We start from the raw sequence: 15,839 nt of genomic DNA, 5'->3' as shown, positions 1-15,839 counted from the left end.
CCAATCCCCTGCGTAAATGAAATCATAGGCGAGCCCGGGCGCGGCAGACATTGTCATCCCCGCCCGCCTGGGCGATGATGCGACCATGTCTGACGCCCTGGAATCCCGCATCGACGAACTGTTTGGCCCCGACGGCCCGCTGGCCCGCGCCCACCCCGGCTATGAGCCGCGCGCCGCCCAGGCGCGCATGGGGCTGCGCGTGGCTCAGGCGTGCGCCGATGACGGCCTGCTGTTACTGGAGGCGGGCACTGGCACCGGCAAGACCATCGGCTATCTGCTGCCGCTGCTGGCCGAAGGGCTCAAAGTGGTGGTCTCCACCGCCACCAAGGCGCTGCAGGATCAGATTTTTGAGAAGGATATTCCGCTGCTGCGCCGCGCCCTGCAGCGCCCCTTCTCCGCCGCCACCCTCAAAGGGCGCGCCAACTACCTGTGCCTGCATCGCTATCGCCAGTTCAATCAGGCCCCCTACCCCATGAACGCCGAAGAGCGCATGATGATGCGCGCGGTGGAGGGGTGGGCCGCCGAAACCCTCACCGGCGACCGCGACGAGCTGTATGACCTGCCCGAACGCAACCGCATCTGGAGCGAAATCAGCATCCAGGGCGATAACTGTCTGGGCGGACAATGTCCCGACTACATGGATTGCTACCTGATCCAAGCCCGCGCCCGCGCCCGTGAGGCGGAGTTGGTGGTGGTCAACCACCATCTGTTCTTCGCCGATCTGGCGGTCAAGGAGGGCGGTTTTGGCGAGATTCTGCCCAACTACCGCATTGTAGTGTTCGATGAGGCGCATCAGATCCCCGAGGTGGTGACGCGCTTCTTTGGCCTGGAGGTGAGCAACTACAAGCTGCGCGAATTGGCCCGCGACGCCCGCCGCGAATTCGAAGAGGTGGGCATGGACGACCCCGAGCCGCTGATGGCGCTGGGCGGACTGGAGGACGCCGCCGCGCAACTGCGCAGCGCCTTCCCGCAGGAGAATCATCGCGCCGCGCTCGGCGCCGCCGATCTGGAGCGCGAACCGGGCCGCGCCCTCATCGCCACGGAAAACGCGCTCTCCATCTTTCTCGACCGGCTGGAGCCGCACCGCCCGCGCAGCGCTGGCATCGCCGCCTGCGGACGCCGCGCCGAGGCGCTCATCACCGCCGCCGGGGTGATCCGCACCCTGGACGACCCAACCCGCGTCTACTGGTTCGAAACCCGCGGCAAAGGGGTGTTCCTGCAAGCCTCGCCCATCCATGTGGGCGACACCCTGCGCGGGACGCTCTACCCCAAAGTGCGCAGCGCGGTGTTCGCCTCGGCCACCCTCACCACCGCCGAGGGCGAGAGCGGTTTCGACTACTTTCTCAATCAATTGGGATTGGACCCGGAGATCACGGTGCGCGAGAACCTGCCGCCGGTATTTGACTTCGCCAATCAGTCCCTGCTCTATCTGCCGCGCCGTCTGCCCGAGCCCACCGCGCCGCAATTCCCACAACTGGCCCTGCGCGAGCTGCGCGAACTGATCCTAGCCAGTCGGGGCCGCGCCCTGTGCCTGTTCACCAGCTATCGCATGCTGGAGATGGCGCGCGAGGCGCTGGAGGGCAATATTCCCTATCGTCTGATGACCCAGGGCGATGCGCCCAAACGGGCGCTGCTGGAGGCGTTCGCCGCCGACCCCCACTCAGTGCTGCTGGGCACCGGAACCTTCTGGGAGGGGGTGGACGTGCCCGGTGAGGCGCTGTCGCTGGTGGTGATCGACCGCCTGCCTTTCGCCTCTCCCGGCGATCCGCTCACCGCCGCGCGCAATCGCCACATCGAGTCCCAGGGCGGCAACGCCTTTGCCCAGCTCTCCATCCCCCAGGCGATCCTCACCCTCAAGCAGGGCATTGGCCGCCTGCTGCGCAGCACCAAGGATCGCGGCGTGATGGCGATTCTGGACACCCGCATCACCCGCAAAGGCTACGGCAAACGCTTTATCAAGGGACTGCCGCCCGCGCGCATCGTGCAGGATTTCAGCGATGTGGCGGAGTTCTTTGACGCCGAATTCGCCGCCCAGGCCGCCGTCCAACCCAGTGTGGACCAGCCTGCGCCCGACCCCGCTGCGGAGCCCGTTCCATGAGCTCAAACGACCCCAAACAACTGATTCTCCACACCGCCACCCCGCAGGGGTGCGTGGCGGTGATGGCGGGCCAGCAACTCATCGCCAGCCGGGTGTTCGACGAGCGCGGCGCCCATGTGACCAACCTGCCCGACGCCGTCGTAGCGCTGTGCGGCGAAGCGGGCTGGACACTGCGCGATCTGGATTGGGTCACCTGCACCATCGGCCCCGGCGCGTTTGCCGGCGCACGCATCGCCCTGGCCTACGCCAAAGGGCTGCAAACGGCGTGGCAGACGCCCATCGTCCCCTGCGACACCCTGCGCGCATTGGCCATGAGCGCAGTGGAAGCGCCCTCCGGCGTCATTGCGGCATTGATGGATGCGCGTCGCGGCGAGCTGTTCGGCGCGCTATATGACTTCGGCGTAGAACCATCGAGCGACGCCGCGCCGCGCGAACTGCTGCCCCCCTGCCTGCTCACGCCTGACGCCATGCAGGCGGCCATCGCCCAAGCGGCGCCCCACGACACCGAGATTCTGCTCACCGGCGATGGCGCTCCGCTGCTGCCCGCCCCACTCGACTCCTGGACGCAAAACGATACGGCCCGTGGGCAAGTGGACCCGGCGGCGCTGGGGCGTCTGGGCGCAGCGCTGTTCTCCCAGGGCGGCGGCGGCACAGACCCGGGATTGGAGCCGCTCTACATCCGTCGCTCCGAGGCCGAGGAGAATCGACTCAAAGCGCTGACTGAGGCGTCGTGAACGCGCCGGAGCTGGCTATTCGTCCGATGTCAGTTGATGACGCTGAAAGTCTGGCGCGGCTCGACTACGCGGTCTCCAAACGCCCCTGGACCGCCGCCATGTTCATTGATGAGCTCAATCAGGGCGCGGCGGCGCTGGTGCTGACCGACGCCGACGAGAGGCTCTGCGGCTTTGGCGTGGCGCGACCGCTGTTCGACGAATGGCATGTGATGAGCGTGGGGGTGGCCCCGCAGCTGCGCCGTCAGGGCTGGGGCGCGCGTTTGATGGCTGAATTGATCGAAATTGCGCGCTCTCAGGAGGGCGCGGCCATGCTGCTGGAGGTGCGCGACGCCAACCATGCGGCCCGCGCGCTGTATGAGAAGCTCGGGTTTGCCGTCATCGGCGTGCGCAAGGGGTACTACCCGGACAAGCACAATCCCGAAGACGCCATCGTCATGCGCCTGGATCTGGAGCTTTCAAGCTGAACCGCTCCAGCTTATCGGCCATATCCAACGGCAGCGTCTCCACAAAGGTGAAGGCCTCGTCGATGTGTAAACTGGCGAATTGCGCTTCAATCTTTTCGTCACGCGGCCGCAGCAGACGGATTCGATTATCGGTGAACTCGCGCAGCATCATCAACACAGCGATAGCGGTGCTGTTAAGATGGGAGCACGCCAGCTCCACATAGTAGAGCCGCCCGCGATGATTCACCCCGCGCAACTGATTCACGCCGTCATAGCTGCGCATATCCTCATTGTCGATGAGGGCGTAGAAGGTTTGTGAATCCAGCTGCGTGATGATCATACCCAGCCTCTTGGCGAAATGGGATGCGCAGTGGGACAACGCGCCCCAGACCTTCCTGATTTCCTGGCACAGGGAAGACACTACCCCAGAAGCGACCTCACAGCATGGATTTTCTGCTCAAGGCTACGCATAATAACTTGAGTTTAAGACTATTTTCCCTACTTGAGCCTGGGAGCCTCACATGCGCCCCACACGTCTAATACTCGCCATACTGCTTCTATTTTCGTTGCACCCTGCGCACGGTGCGGAAAAAGCCCCCACTGCGGCGGCCCTCACGGTTGCGGAACAGCCTCCAGCCACGCCTGAAGGACTGTCGCGATTGAACCGTTTGGCCTACACCCGCGGGCTACCGAGAGATCGCTTCCGCCAGTGGGCATTTACCCTGGAAACCGATTTTACCCAGCCCAAGTGGCCCATCCCGCTACTCAATACGCTGGGCTATCTGCTCAAACGCCACGACGAAACGCGGCACAATCAGATCATGGCGGCCAAGTCCGCGCCCATTGCATTGTGGCTGCTGGCCCACAACGCCACGGAGTCCGCCCTTAACGACAGCATCTATTACGCCTCGGCAAGCCTACGCTATTTGGCTCATCTGGAGCGCTCTTACGCAGACCATCCTCAGGGCAAAGCTTTTGCGGAAATCCACACAGCATTCCGCCAACAGCGTCATGCTGAAGGGTTCACACGCCTCAAACAACTCATCGCCCATCCCATTGATGACCGCGCGCGGGACCTGTCGGCGCCCGCAGCCGCCTATGTCGCCGCCAACTGGTCCATGGCGTTGGGCGTGTGGGAAGCCGCCGTGGAGACCGCTTCCAGCGGTGAGCGAGCCTGCCATATCGAGCAACACGGCAACGTCTGCCTCTATTTGCGCGATATCCGTTTGCGCGCGCTGACTCGTCTCGGCCACTGGAATGAGATCCACCCACAGATCGCCGAACTCGTGACAGAACTGCACCAACGCAACACTGGCGCCTCTGACCGTATTCGCGCCACCAGTCTGTCGCGCTTAATCGCTGATCGCCATGTGCTCAACGCCCAGTGGGAGCAAGCTTACGCCGCCATGGCGACAACTGTGGCCAAACTCCAGGAGAGCCCGGACGAGCACGATGGATCGCTGCTTTATCTGCTCATGGAGACGGCGCTCATTCCTCTGCTGGACCCAGACGGCGACTTGGATAAGGCGCGTACGCTCTTGGCGCAGGCGCAATCGGAAATGCTCAAACTGGAAAAACCCGACCCCATCCACGAAGTCCGTAATTTAATGCTCTTTGGTCGTTTGGAAACTCAGCGTGAAGCGCCTCAATCCGCCATCAAATTTTTCCAAGCCGCACTGGCCCAGTCAAGAAAGAGTCTGAGCCAGGACAAGGCGATCAACGCTTGGATCCGTGTGTATCTCTCTGTGGCGCAAATTGACGCTGGCGACCATCTGGGCGCCCTGCAATCTCTCAACGCCGCTCGCTCGCAGTTTCAGCGCATCTACGCCAAAGACAGCCCAGCGGAAGCCTGGATAGTGACCATCATGGCCATGGCGCACCAGGAGCAGGGCCGCACAGAAGAGGCCGTCGCAGACGCCCTCCGTGCCGTGGAGATTTTTGACAAGGCTCTGTACAAGAATCATCCTTTTAGCGCGCTGCCTCTCACCCTGTTGGCGGATTTGACCATGAACCAGCCGCGCGTCAACTTGGCGTACGTAGAGCGCGCGCTGGCGGCGCAGAATGAGAAAGGGACCCCGGAAGATGATTTGGAGCGACTCTATCTGCAACGCCAACGCGCCATGGATTTTTTCCTGTTACGAAATTTACCCGCTGCGATGACGCAGATCGATCAGGCGCTTACCGTCATTGAGAAAGCGCAACTTGGTCTGTTTCATCGCGCGATGTTTCGCTTTAGCCGCGCGCTTATCCTCTTCGCACAGGAGGAAAAAACAGCGGCTCTACACATGGTGAAACAGTCTCTTGTCGACATCATCTCTGAGCGTCCTGGCTACCCTGACTTACCCCAATTCATAAATGTTTATCTGGACATGCTGGGCAGCGCTGGTCACGATGAGGCGGAGCGCCTCAAGGAGGAGGAGGCCCTGCTGGACGCCATCCGCGCGCAGCGGGCGGAAAACGCCTCATAGCCGATCACCCCCGTTTCGCCAAGGAGCCGAATTTGACGCATCCCGCCCCACCCGACGCCCTGCTTATCACCACCCCCGGCTGCCCCCACTGCGGCGCGGTCAAAACAGCGCTCGATGCGCTGCTTGAGAGCGGCCAGCTCGCCAGCCTCGTCGTGCGCGACGCCGTGGACGCCCCCGAGCTGCTGGCGCGCTATCAGATCAAAGCCGCCCCCTGGATCCAGTTGGGCGAGTTCATTTTCGCCGGTGAGATGCCCGCCGCGCAGTGGCGCGAATGGACGCAAACCCACGCCAACCCCAAGGGCCGCGCCATCTATCTGGAGCATCTGTTCACCTCTGGCCAGCGCGCCCTGGCCGAGCAACTGTGCCGCGAAAATCCCGCCATGCTGCTGGCGCTGGGCGACCTGCTGGCCGATGAAGAGGTGGACGTCAACGGGCGCCTGGGCATCATGGTGGTGCTTGAGGAGTTGCGTGGAACCGATCTGGCGCAGCCATTGGCCAGCGCACTGCTGCCCCTGGTCAGCCACCCCTCGCCGCGCATTCGCGGCGACGCCGCCACCGCGCTGGGCCTCACCGGCTCGCCCATCGCCCTGCCGCCGCTGCTGGCGCTGGCGGGCGACGCCGATGCGCAGGTGCGCGAAGTGGCCGCCGACGCCCTTGAGGAGTTGCGCGAGACGCTGAGCGAAGCGTAACTTCTTTGATGAAGTTGGGAATTTCTCCCCCAGGGTTGTGCTCGAAGCAACAATAGACTGTTCGCAAACCGGCGCGCTGCGCCTCACCCCGGCCTTTTCAGGAGACCGCCATGCTCGTCAAAGAGGTGATGACCACCGAGATGATCACCGCCAAGCCCTATGATCAGACGCGCTCTGTGGCCGCCGCCATCTGCACGCGCAAGATCAGCGGCGTGCCGGTGGTGGATGATGAGGGGCGTCTGGTGGGGCTGGTGTCGGAGAAGGATATTCTCAACTGCCTGCTGCCCAGCTACTCGGACTTTCTCGCCGACCCAGTGCGCTGCAAGGACTTCGAGAGCATGGAGCTGGCCTACCACGACGTGCTCACCCGCGATGTGAGCGAGCTGATGACCTCGCGCCTCTACACCGTGGGGCCGGAGGATCCCATCATGCTGGCCGCCTCGCGCATGGCCCTGCATGGCTTCCGTCGCATCCCGGTGGTGGACCCGGAGAATCGCCTCATCGGCATCGTCAGCCTGGGCGACGTGCACAAAGCGATCTTCCAGCGTGAGCTGGGCATGCCGCAAAACGAAGCCTAAGCGCCGGATGAACAGGGAGGCATCGCCATGGGTCGTCTGATTCTCCTCTCCGGCCCCTCCTGCGTGGGCAAGGGGCCGTTGATGACGGCGCTGCGTCAGTATGAGCCGGATCTTGCCGGACGGCTGCGTCAGGTGGTGATCTACAACCAGCGCGCCCCCCGCCCCGGCGAGCGGGACGGCGTGCACTACCACTTTCGTCCCCGCGCGCGCATTGCGGAGATCGGCCAACAGGCCGAACATCTGCTGTTCGAAGCGCGCGGCGATCTGCAGTGTCTGGCCTTCGCCGATATAGACCGCGCCATGCAAGAGGGCCATGACGCCTTTCTGGAGGCCAATCCGGAGATGGTCGCCCAGCTTGACGAACAGGGCGTGCTGGCCCGCCATGAGACCCTCAGCGTGTTCCTTTCGCCGCTGAATCGAGCGGAGATTGAGCAGGCCCGCGCCGCTGGGCTGGATCTGGATCGCCTGGTCGCCGATGTGCAGCGGCGCAAACTGCTCAAGCGCACCACGCGGTTTAAAACGCGCCTGGGGCTGCCGGACCTGGAGGATATTGAACGGCGCTGCACCCGCGCCTGCCGGGAGATGCGGCTGGCGTGGCGCTTTGATTGGGTGATCCCCTGCCACGATGGCGAGGAGCACGATAACTGGGACGCATTTCCCTTGCTGCTGGGCGATGCGGCGCGAGCGCTAAACTGCTACGCTACGTTGTTGCGCAGCCAAACTTGCGCCTGGGCAGAACGCTGGCCACAGGAGTTGATTCCCGCGCAGGGGGACGCGGCGTTGCAGAGATGAAGGATTGACAACAATGGCAATCGAAATCGAACGCAAATTTCTCGTCACCGGCGACGGCTGGCGCGGACAGGGAACCACCACGCGCTTTCGCCAGGGCTTTCTCTCCACCGACAAGGATCGGGTGGTGCGCGTGCGCATAGCTGGAGAAAAGGGCACGTTGGCCATCAAGGGGCGCAATCGCGGCGCCGCGCGTCCCGAGTTTGAATATGAGATTCCCCTCAGCGACGCCCAGAGCCTGCTGGACACCCTGTGCATGCCGCCGATTTTGGAGAAGAACCGCACGGTGATTCCCCAAGGCGAAGTGTTTTGGGAGGTGGACGAGTTCTTCGGCGACAACCAGGGGCTCATCGTCGCTGAAGTGGAGTTGCCCCATGAGGATCACCCGGTGGATCTGCCCGACTGGGTGGGCCAAGAGGTGACCCATGACCGGCGCTACGCCAACTCCAATCTGGTCAACTACCCCTATAGCAAATGGAACCAGAGCGAGTAGTTTCCTCGCCGCATCGGAGTTGACACCTTGGCCCACTACGCCATTGGCGACGTGCATGGTTGCCTACCGGAGTTACAACGCCTGCTTGAGGCGCTCAATTTTGACCCCGCCGCCGACCGCCTGTGGTTCGTCGGCGACCTGATCAATCGCGGTCCCGACTCGCTGGGCGTGCTGCGTCTGGTCAAGGGGCTGGGCGACGCCGCCGTCACCGTACTGGGCAACCATGAGGCGCGCCTGCTGGCGGCGTACTACGCGCCGCCGGAGAGCAAGCTCTATCAGCGCCATGGCGACTACTTCAACGCCGACGACGGCGCCGAACTCCTGACCTGGATCCGCTCCTGGCCGCTGCTGGTGGAAGCCCCTGAGTTGGGCTGGGCCATGACCCACGCCGGACTGCCCAGCGACTGGTCCCTGGCCACCGCGCGCTATTGGTCGCGCCGGGTGGAGGACGCCCTGCGCGACGCTCCCAGCGCCGAAGTGATGTTGAGCAACTTCCCGCGCAGCCTGCCGCAACGCCTGCCCGAGGCCGACGCCCCCCCTTGGGAGCCGCTGCGCTTCGCCCTTATCGCCCTGACCCACATCCGCGTCTGCAACCCTGAAGGAACGCTGCTGTGGCCCAAAGAGGCCGCCGAGATGGGGCTGGAAGACCCCTATGGCGTACCGCCGCTGGATTTCCCCTATCAGCCCTGGCATGGATTTCGCGATCGATACCAGCGTGATGCGGGCGAACCACGCATCGTCTACGGCCACTGGGCCGCCGCTGGCCTCACAGTCACGCCCCACACGGTGGGGCTGGACAGCGGCTGCGTCTATGGCGGCGCCCTCAGCGCCATCCGCTTGGACGATCCGCAGGCGCCCATCACCGCTGTGCCGAGCAGCGGCTATTTTTCACGATAACGGCCTGCGCACCGCATCCTGCGCGGGTCGAGACCCTTTGAGCGCAAGGAACAGAGCATGTCCAGCAGCCGGAGCATCCCCTTGATGAACACCAACTCCCTGATCACCATCGTCGGCGCCGTCATTGCGGCGTTGCTGGCGTTGGGCTTTTTGTGGTCGCTGTTCAAGACGCTGTTCTTCTTCAGCGCCCTGGCCCTGATGGGCTATCTCTACTGGCGCTGGAAGCAGGGCGAAGGCCCGGCGCAAGCGTTGGAAGGGCTGGCGAACATGGCGCGGGAGATGTTCAACCGCCGTCGCGGATGACTCTTTGGCGCCGCCTTTACGATCCGTTTCTCATGCGAATGCGAAATTGGACAGTGGCGATTTTGGCGATGGAAGATATCGAGGGCTTTGCCCTCGAGCTCCCAACGACCAAACCGTGGGGCGCCGCCCCACACCCCGCTGGGGTCGCAGACCCCAGACCCCGCCTCCGGCCAGCCGGAGGCCAATAGTCAGCGCGAGCTTTACCTGCGTCACGCAAACATTTGTCGTTCTCTGTATGAACAAAGAGGAGGGCTCCGCCGTCAACCCACCAACCGGCAGAGGGCTTGCGCTACCTGTTCGACAACACCCGCCCAATTTCCCGGATGCGGCTGCCGGAACAGGCGTACAGAGGGGTACCACGGCGAATCCTCTCGCTCCCACATCCAGCGCCACTCCGGCGGCGCATGCAGCAGCCCCCAGGTGGGTTTATTCAACGCGCCGCCCAGATGCAGCGCGGCGGTGTCCACGCTGATCAACAGATCCAGACTCTCCACCACAGCCGCCGTGGCGGCAAAGTCCTCCAGTTCAGCCTCACGGTTGATCAGGGTCGGCGTGGTGGCGATGGCGCGCTTCTCGCGCGCAGCCAGATCCTTGACCAGGGCGTGAAAACGCACCCCGGGCACAGACAGTAGCGGTTCCAACGCCGTAATCTCCAACGAACGATTATGGTCGTTACTATGCGCTGCGCTGCCGCGCCACACCAGCCCCACATTGAGCGCATCCGGCGCCATCGCCTCAGACTGAGCCGCTCCGCGCCACTCCGGCAGTACGGGCAAATAGCCCACCTCGCCGGGCAGATCAGTCTCACCCAGCCCCAGCACGCCGGGCAGATCCATCATCGCCACTTGGAAATCATATGCAGGCGGCAGCCCGACCAGACCAATACACTGGTCCACCCACGGCAGCGCATTGAACAGGCGATGCAGCGCTGGTTCAATGGCGACGATGACCCGCGCGCCCTGCGCTTTGACCAATCGGGCGAAACGGATGTACTGGATGGCGTCGCCGAAGCCCTGCTCGTTCTGAATCAGCAGCGTGCGCCCGTACAACGGCTCACCACGCCAGGCCGGACCGCCAAAGCGCAGCGGTTTGACGCGCCCGGCGGCAAAGCGCGTTGCATATTGGGCAAAGCCGGTGCGCAGGTCGCCCATCTCAAACGCTAACATGGCGCGGTTGTACAGCGCATTGGCGTCATGGGGGGCGCGTGCGAGCAGTTCAGCGTAGAGCGTCTGCGCCTCATCCAGACGCCCCCGCTTACGCAGCACAATGCCCAGATTGTTGCTGGCGGCCAATTGACCGGGTTCACGGGCCAGCACCTCGCGCAGAGTCGCTTCCGCCTCCGCCAACCGATTCACCGCCGCCAACGCCATGGCCAGATTGTTGCGGATATCCGACCGCGCGGCATCCAAGGCCAGCGCCTGTTCATAGGCTGCAATGGCCGTCTCCCACTGCCCACTCTCTTCCCGGGCAATACCCAGGTTGAACAGCTTCTCGGCGTTGGGGGCGAGTTGTACGGCGCGCTCAAGCAGCGGCAACCCCCGTTTGGGATCGCCCTGCTCCAGATGTAGCACCGCGAGCAGTTGCAGAATATCCGGCTGATCCGGGCCCAATCGGGCCGCCTCCTGCGCCTTGGCCAGCGCCTCCACGCCGCGCCCCTGGGCGCGCAGTTGCGCCGCCTCCTGAACCAGCGCCATTAATTGCGAGGCGCCGCGTTTGTTAGCGCGGGAGGCGTGGGGGTGTTTTTTCGATTTTCGCGGCATAGTCAGATAGACCGGGGAACGGATCGACAGCGCTTCGACAAATGGAGACAGGTCAGCGTCAGGAGCGAAGGAGCGCCACAGAAGAGAATTTAGATAAAATCCTTCATATTGTCGCGCTGCTGCTTGGCGATTTCAGTAACCGCCATCAATTCGGTAAGATTATCGGTGCGGCGCGCCAGCAGAATCGCCAGACGCATCATGATCAGATGGCCAGTGTGGGTGTCCTGAGCGCACAACTGCTTGAGGCGGCGACCATTGACCTGGATGAAGACGGTGTTGGACTTGCTGAACAGCTCGGCGGTGGGGCTGCGATCCATCAACCAGCCGATCTCGCCATAGACCTGGCTCTGAATGGCGTCGATATCCACCTGCCCCACCTGCAGCGGCGGCAACACGATTTTCACCACCGACACCTCGCCATTGAGCAGCAGATAGAGATCGCGCTCAAACGCGCTGTCGGCGGCGCTGAGTATCCGCTCTCCCGGCGAATAGGTGCGCAACTGACTGAAGCCCGCAATGCGCTCCAGCGCTTGCGGGCGCACGTCCTTAAGCAGATTGATGCGACCCAGATCCTCAATGGTGACCATATTGCCAGTCCGTTGTTGCGGTGATCTCCCTCTATTTTTCGTATCCACATAGTGTGCCATGTTCAGGCCAATGTAACAACCAATGGATTGTCTCGGCTCCATCCTGCGCAAGGGCATTGACGCGCCGCGCCGGATGATTATGATAGCGCCATGAAGATCACCAAACAGTTCCGCTTCGAAGCGGCCCACCGCCTGCCCTACCATGATGGGCGCTGCCGCCGTGAGCATGGCCACTCCTACCTGCTGGAGCTGACCTTTGAAGGCCCCGTGCGCGCGGTGGATCCCAATGACCCGCAATCGGGCTTTGTGGTGGACTTTGGCCGCATCAAGCAGATTGTGCAGCCGGAACTGATCGACCGCTACCTGGACCATCACGATCTGAACCAGACCGTGCCGGAGATTCCCTATACCTCCGCGGAGCATCTGGCGGCGTGGATCGTCGGCTGGTGCATGCGCCATGTGGATGGCCAACCGGGCATCGGCGCGGCGCGGGTGCACAGCGCGCGATTGTGGGAGACCATCAGCGCCCTGGCGGAGGCGGACCGTAACGACGCTATCGCCTTGGGTTACGCGCCGCCCACTCCTTAATCCTCTGTTTCCGACGCGCTGCACACAGCGCACGCAAGCTCATGCCCTCTGCCGCCCCCCGCACATACGCCATTTGCGACCTGTTCCACTCCCTGCAGGGCGAAGGCGCCTGGAGCGGACGCGCCATGGTGTTCGTGCGCTTCTCCGGCTGCCCCCTCGCCTGCCCCTGGTGCGACGAACCCAAACATCGCGATCCGGCGCTGGCCGAGCAGGTCACAGTGGAGGAGCTCAGCCAACGCATTCAGGCGCTGGCCCCGCTCTGCCGCAACCTCCTGCTCACCGGCGGCGAACCCCTGGCGGTGGCCAATCTGCAGACGTTCATCGATCACTTCAAACAGGCCGGATATTGGATCGCCATGGAGAGCAGCGGCGTCGGCGGCCCGGTCCCGGAGGGGCTCGACTGGCTCACGCTGTCGCCCAAAACAGCCCTCGATGAAGAGCTGCTGATGCGCGCCAACGAGCTGAAATTCATTGGCGGGACCGACATGAGCGACGCCCAGTGGTCGCGCATCGAGGCGCTGGGCGCGCAGCATCCGCTGGTGTGGTTGCAACCGCGCGCCATCGGTGACAAACCCGACCCGGCGGCGGCGCGCGCCTGCATCCAGCGCATTCAATCCAGTTCCGGCAACGTGCGCCTGTCGATTCAGAGCCACAAATATCTGGGCATTCAATGAGCCGCGCCGAGCTGCGTACTCCCCGCCTATTGCTCATATCCAACGCACAAGCGTGCCCCCATCCTCAACGCTGGATGGTTGCGGCGGCGCGCGGCGGCGCGCGGCACTTCCTGTTGCGGGAGAAAGAGCTTAGCGCAGAGCAGCGCCAGAGGTTAGCCGAAGAGTTGATGAGGTTGCTTGCGCCATTAGGGGCGCATCTGCTGCTGCATGGGGATGTGGCGCTGGCTGCGCGCATCGGCGCGGCGGGGGTTCATCTGGCGGAATCTGAAGATGTTGCGCAAGCGCGCGCCGCATTGGGCGCTGAGGCGCTCATTGGACGCTCTGCGCATCACCTGGATAGCGCCAACGCCGCGCTGCACGCGGGGGCCAACTACGTCACCCTGTCGCCGCTGTTCGCCACCCGGAGCCATCCCGGCGCGCCCGCGCTGGGCGCCGAACGCTTTGCGCAGTTGCGCCAGCAGATCGCCGGTCCGGTATTGGCCTTGGGCGGCGTCACCCCCGACAACGCCGCCGAGGCGCTACGCGCCGGGGCCGATGGGGTGGCGGTGATTCGCGGCGTGTGCGCCCAGGAGGATCCCCAGCACGCCGCACAGCGACTTATTGCACGGCTCGACGCCGCGGCTCGATAACCCGGGTCAACCGCGGCTGGGCGCGCACTCTGGCAATGCTAGCCGGAGGCAGGATATCGCCCAGGCCCGGTTTGCCCGGTTCGATCAACCCCTCCACGCTGGCCTGTCCGTACATCTGCAACCGATACAGCGCCGCGCCCAGGGTCACCCGCTTCACATAGTGGCGGGTCTCCTTGAACGGGATCTCCTCGATGAAGGTGATGGGATCGAGGCTGTCGCGCACCCGCCGCCACTTGTTGGCGCGGTGCGGCCCGGCGTTATAGGAGATCAACGCCAGCACCATGTCGCCGTCCCACTTCTCCAGCATGCGCTTCAGATAGGATTGCCCCAGCGCCAGATTGTACGCAGGCAGACTCAGGCGATAGGGGGTGGCGGCGGGCATGCCCAGCAGTTTGGCTTCGTGACGCGCGGTGGGGGGGATCAACTGCAATAACCCTTTGGCCTTGGCCGAGGACTGCACGCGGTGGAAAAACAGGCTCTCCTGACGGGCCACGCCCCACACCAGCGCCGGATCCAGCCGCCAGCCATCCTGCGGCTCCCACTCCGGTTGCGGATAGAGACCGCTCCAGATGCGTACGCCGTCGTTGTGACGCAATTTGGCGGCCATCTTCAGGGCGTGGTTGGGATCGGCGTAGAGCTGCGCCAGACAGATCTGATCCCGTTTGGAGAGCTTGAGCCGCTCGGCCATGGCGCGGATTTCCGGCCCATTGTAGTAGCTGCGCCCCACCTCTTTGAGCAGACGCAGTCGCGCCACCCCCGCATCGAAACCCGGCGCGCCGTGGGGCAATGCGTTGCAGGGCAATTTGGCCTCCGGCAACGGCTTCAGACCGCCCTGCAGCCGCTCACGGGCCAGCAAGCCATAGAAGGTATCGGGATTCTCCGCCGCCTTTTTCCACCACAGCTCCGGCTTGAGCCCCGACTCCTGAATCAGCCGCGCCGCCCAAAATGCGCCCTGACTCTTGCGCTGCGGACTGGGGGCGTTGTCGGCCATCTGCGCAAACGCCTCCAACGCTTCAGGCGCATGGCCGCTGCGATAGGCGCTCCAGCCCGCCAACCACGCGCTATCCTCCAGCTTGCCGCCGTAGATGCGCACATTGTCCCGCAGCGCCTGATAGGCCGCCTCGTGATCCCGATCCAGCGACGCCAGCCCCTTGCCGATGCTATAGCGCAGCCGCTTTTTCGCCGACGCCGTCAGGTAAGCGCCCTCCTTGCCATTAAGCATCTCCAGCGCGCGATGGCGCTGCTTGTAGCGGCGCAAACCATCCAGCCGCGCCTCCCACAGATCGGAATCGTGTTGCAGCGCCTGCGGCAATTTGGCCAACAACTTGTCAAACTCGCCGCCGCGCGCCAGACGCCCCGCCAGCATCGCCGCGTAGTACGTCTGACGCTCTTTGGTCAGATGAGGCAGAACGGCGGCCAGCCCTTTTTCCCGCCCCCGCATGGCCAGACCTTTGGCGCGCGCGCGGTAGTCCGCCTGCTTGAGGAACTTGGGGTAGGCTTTCTCCAGTTTTCGCGACAGATCCACCGGCAGGAGGTCGCCCGCCCGGTAACGTTCGCGCCAGAAGCTCTTGGCCTGCTCATGACGCCCGCCCGCCAGCAGCGCGCCCAGATAGCGCGTGTGCATCTTCAGCGAACGCGGCTTACGCTGGGAGAACCACGACAACACCCGTGCAGTAGAGCCGTAAGCGGCGACGTGATAGTCCATCAGCCAGCGCACGCGATAGGCGTGGGGGTGGTCCGGCCACTGTTTGAGGAAGGCGCGCAGCTCGGAGAATTTAGCTGCGTAATTGGGATGAAAGAACAGTTCCAGGGTGAGATAGGAGCGCAGCAGATCATTCTCCGGCCACTGACTGCGATTGAGCACCGGCTTGATGGCCGCGCCGCGCTCCAATTGATCGAACAGGCGTTGATAACGCTCCACCACGTCAGCCACGGGCTTGGGGGCGGGTATGGCGCGTTTGGCGCTATCGGCGTGCTTGACGCCGATGCCCGAGAGCATCACCACAATCAGTGTCGCCAGCGAGACAAGCGCACGCCGCCGTCGCCCCAAACGAGGAGCCGTCGTTGCACTGCGTGATGAGATGCCGGTATCCATGGCGTTCCCTATTC

At 63.8% G+C, this 15,839-nt stretch carries 17 protein-coding genes; 13 read left to right on the top strand and 4 right to left on the bottom strand.

Annotated features, from left to right (window positions below):
* Positions 1 to 85 precede the first annotated feature (85 nt).
* The 3 genes from MAIT1_RS17415 to rimI are packed head-to-tail and all read left to right on the top strand — an operon-like array spanning position 86 to position 3,296.
* Entirely contained in the window at positions 86 to 2,098 is a 2,013-nt protein-coding gene (locus tag MAIT1_RS17415; protein WP_085444816.1) for a DNA repair helicase YoaA, read from the top strand.
* On the top strand, positions 2,095 to 2,832 hold the full coding sequence (gene tsaB / locus MAIT1_RS17410) for a tRNA (adenosine(37)-N6)-threonylcarbamoyltransferase complex dimerization subunit type 1 TsaB (protein WP_085444815.1): 738 nt from the start codon (positions 2,095 to 2,097) through the stop codon (positions 2,830 to 2,832). The genes MAIT1_RS17415 and tsaB overlap by 4 nt, the downstream gene beginning before the upstream one ends.
* The gene (gene rimI, locus MAIT1_RS17405) at positions 2,829 to 3,296 is read left to right on the top strand and encodes a ribosomal protein S18-alanine N-acetyltransferase (protein WP_085444814.1); all 468 of its coding nucleotides are present in this window, start codon (positions 2,829 to 2,831) and stop codon (positions 3,294 to 3,296) included. The genes tsaB and rimI overlap by 4 nt, the downstream gene beginning before the upstream one ends.
* Here the strand turns inward: rimI and MAIT1_RS17400 are convergent.
* Positions 3,265 to 3,615, bottom strand: coding sequence for a hypothetical protein (locus tag MAIT1_RS17400; RefSeq protein ID WP_085444813.1), 351 nt, complete (start codon positions 3,613 to 3,615; stop codon positions 3,265 to 3,267). The two genes, rimI and MAIT1_RS17400, sit on opposite strands and share 32 nt — an antisense overlap.
* A gap of 319 nt (positions 3,616 to 3,934) precedes the next feature.
* Here MAIT1_RS17400 and MAIT1_RS17395 point away from each other — a divergent pair, with 319 nt between their 5' ends.
* The 7 genes from MAIT1_RS17395 to MAIT1_RS17365 all read left to right on the top strand — a co-directional run bounded on the left by MAIT1_RS17395 (position 3,935) and on the right by MAIT1_RS17365 (position 9,492).
* On the top strand, positions 3,935 to 5,743 hold the full coding sequence (locus MAIT1_RS17395; RefSeq protein WP_085444812.1) for a tetratricopeptide repeat protein: 1,809 nt from the start codon (positions 3,935 to 3,937) through the stop codon (positions 5,741 to 5,743).
* 32 nt (positions 5,744 to 5,775) lie between these two features.
* A complete protein-coding gene (locus tag MAIT1_RS17390; protein ID WP_085444811.1) occupies positions 5,776 to 6,432 on the top strand; it encodes a HEAT repeat domain-containing protein in 657 nt (218 codons plus the stop codon).
* A gap of 110 nt (positions 6,433 to 6,542) precedes the next feature.
* A complete protein-coding gene (locus MAIT1_RS17385; RefSeq protein ID WP_085444810.1) occupies positions 6,543 to 7,010 on the top strand; it encodes a CBS domain-containing protein in 468 nt (155 codons plus the stop codon).
* 27 nt (positions 7,011 to 7,037) lie between these two features.
* Positions 7,038 to 7,802 carry a nucleoside/nucleotide kinase family protein gene (locus MAIT1_RS17380; protein WP_085444809.1) on the top strand — a complete coding sequence of 255 codons (765 nt, stop codon included), beginning with the start codon at positions 7,038 to 7,040 and terminating at the stop codon, positions 7,800 to 7,802.
* A gap of 13 nt (positions 7,803 to 7,815) precedes the next feature.
* Complete coding sequence (locus MAIT1_RS17375) at positions 7,816 to 8,292, top strand: CYTH domain-containing protein (protein ID WP_085444808.1); 477 nt, start codon at positions 7,816 to 7,818, stop codon at positions 8,290 to 8,292.
* A 27-nt stretch (positions 8,293 to 8,319) separates the two neighbouring features.
* Positions 8,320 to 9,189 carry a symmetrical bis(5'-nucleosyl)-tetraphosphatase gene (locus MAIT1_RS17370; protein ID WP_158089587.1) on the top strand — a complete coding sequence of 290 codons (870 nt, stop codon included), beginning with the start codon at positions 8,320 to 8,322 and terminating at the stop codon, positions 9,187 to 9,189.
* A gap of 57 nt (positions 9,190 to 9,246) precedes the next feature.
* The gene (locus tag MAIT1_RS17365) at positions 9,247 to 9,492 is read left to right on the top strand and encodes a hypothetical protein (protein WP_085444806.1); all 246 of its coding nucleotides are present in this window, start codon (positions 9,247 to 9,249) and stop codon (positions 9,490 to 9,492) included.
* 260 nt (positions 9,493 to 9,752) lie between these two features.
* Here MAIT1_RS17365 and MAIT1_RS17360 read toward each other — a convergent pair whose 3' ends face one another.
* Both MAIT1_RS17360 and MAIT1_RS17355 read right to left on the bottom strand, forming a co-directional pair.
* Positions 9,753 to 11,186, bottom strand: coding sequence for a tetratricopeptide repeat protein (locus MAIT1_RS17360; RefSeq protein WP_158089586.1), 1,434 nt, complete (start codon positions 11,184 to 11,186; stop codon positions 9,753 to 9,755).
* Between the two features lie 155 nt (positions 11,187 to 11,341).
* Complete coding sequence (locus MAIT1_RS17355) at positions 11,342 to 11,839, bottom strand: cyclic nucleotide-binding domain-containing protein (protein ID WP_085444804.1); 498 nt, start codon at positions 11,837 to 11,839, stop codon at positions 11,342 to 11,344.
* A 150-nt stretch (positions 11,840 to 11,989) separates the two neighbouring features.
* Here MAIT1_RS17355 and MAIT1_RS17350 point away from each other — a divergent pair, with 150 nt between their 5' ends.
* From MAIT1_RS17350 to MAIT1_RS17340, 3 genes are read left to right on the top strand one after another with little or no spacing between them, the layout of a single operon-like run.
* Entirely contained in the window at positions 11,990 to 12,427 is a 438-nt protein-coding gene (locus MAIT1_RS17350; protein WP_085444803.1) for a 6-pyruvoyl trahydropterin synthase family protein, read from the top strand.
* Positions 12,428 to 12,468: 41 nt separating this feature from the next.
* A complete protein-coding gene (locus MAIT1_RS17345; RefSeq protein ID WP_085444802.1) occupies positions 12,469 to 13,101 on the top strand; it encodes a 7-carboxy-7-deazaguanine synthase QueE in 633 nt (210 codons plus the stop codon).
* Positions 13,098 to 13,730 carry a thiamine phosphate synthase gene (locus MAIT1_RS17340; protein ID WP_085444801.1) on the top strand — a complete coding sequence of 211 codons (633 nt, stop codon included), beginning with the start codon at positions 13,098 to 13,100 and terminating at the stop codon, positions 13,728 to 13,730. Before MAIT1_RS17345 ends, MAIT1_RS17340 begins: the two co-directional genes overlap by 4 nt.
* Here the strand turns inward: MAIT1_RS17340 and MAIT1_RS17335 are convergent.
* A complete protein-coding gene (locus tag MAIT1_RS17335; protein ID WP_085444800.1) occupies positions 13,699 to 15,825 on the bottom strand; it encodes a lytic transglycosylase domain-containing protein in 2,127 nt (708 codons plus the stop codon). The two genes, MAIT1_RS17340 and MAIT1_RS17335, sit on opposite strands and share 32 nt — an antisense overlap.
* Positions 15,826 to 15,839 lie beyond the last annotated feature (14 nt).

Origin of the sequence: Magnetofaba australis IT-1 (assembly GCF_002109495.1) — a bacterium.
Lineage (GTDB): Bacteria > Pseudomonadota > Magnetococcia > Magnetococcales > Magnetococcaceae > Magnetofaba > Magnetofaba australis.
This window is presented reverse-complemented; position numbering and strand designations above follow the sequence as displayed.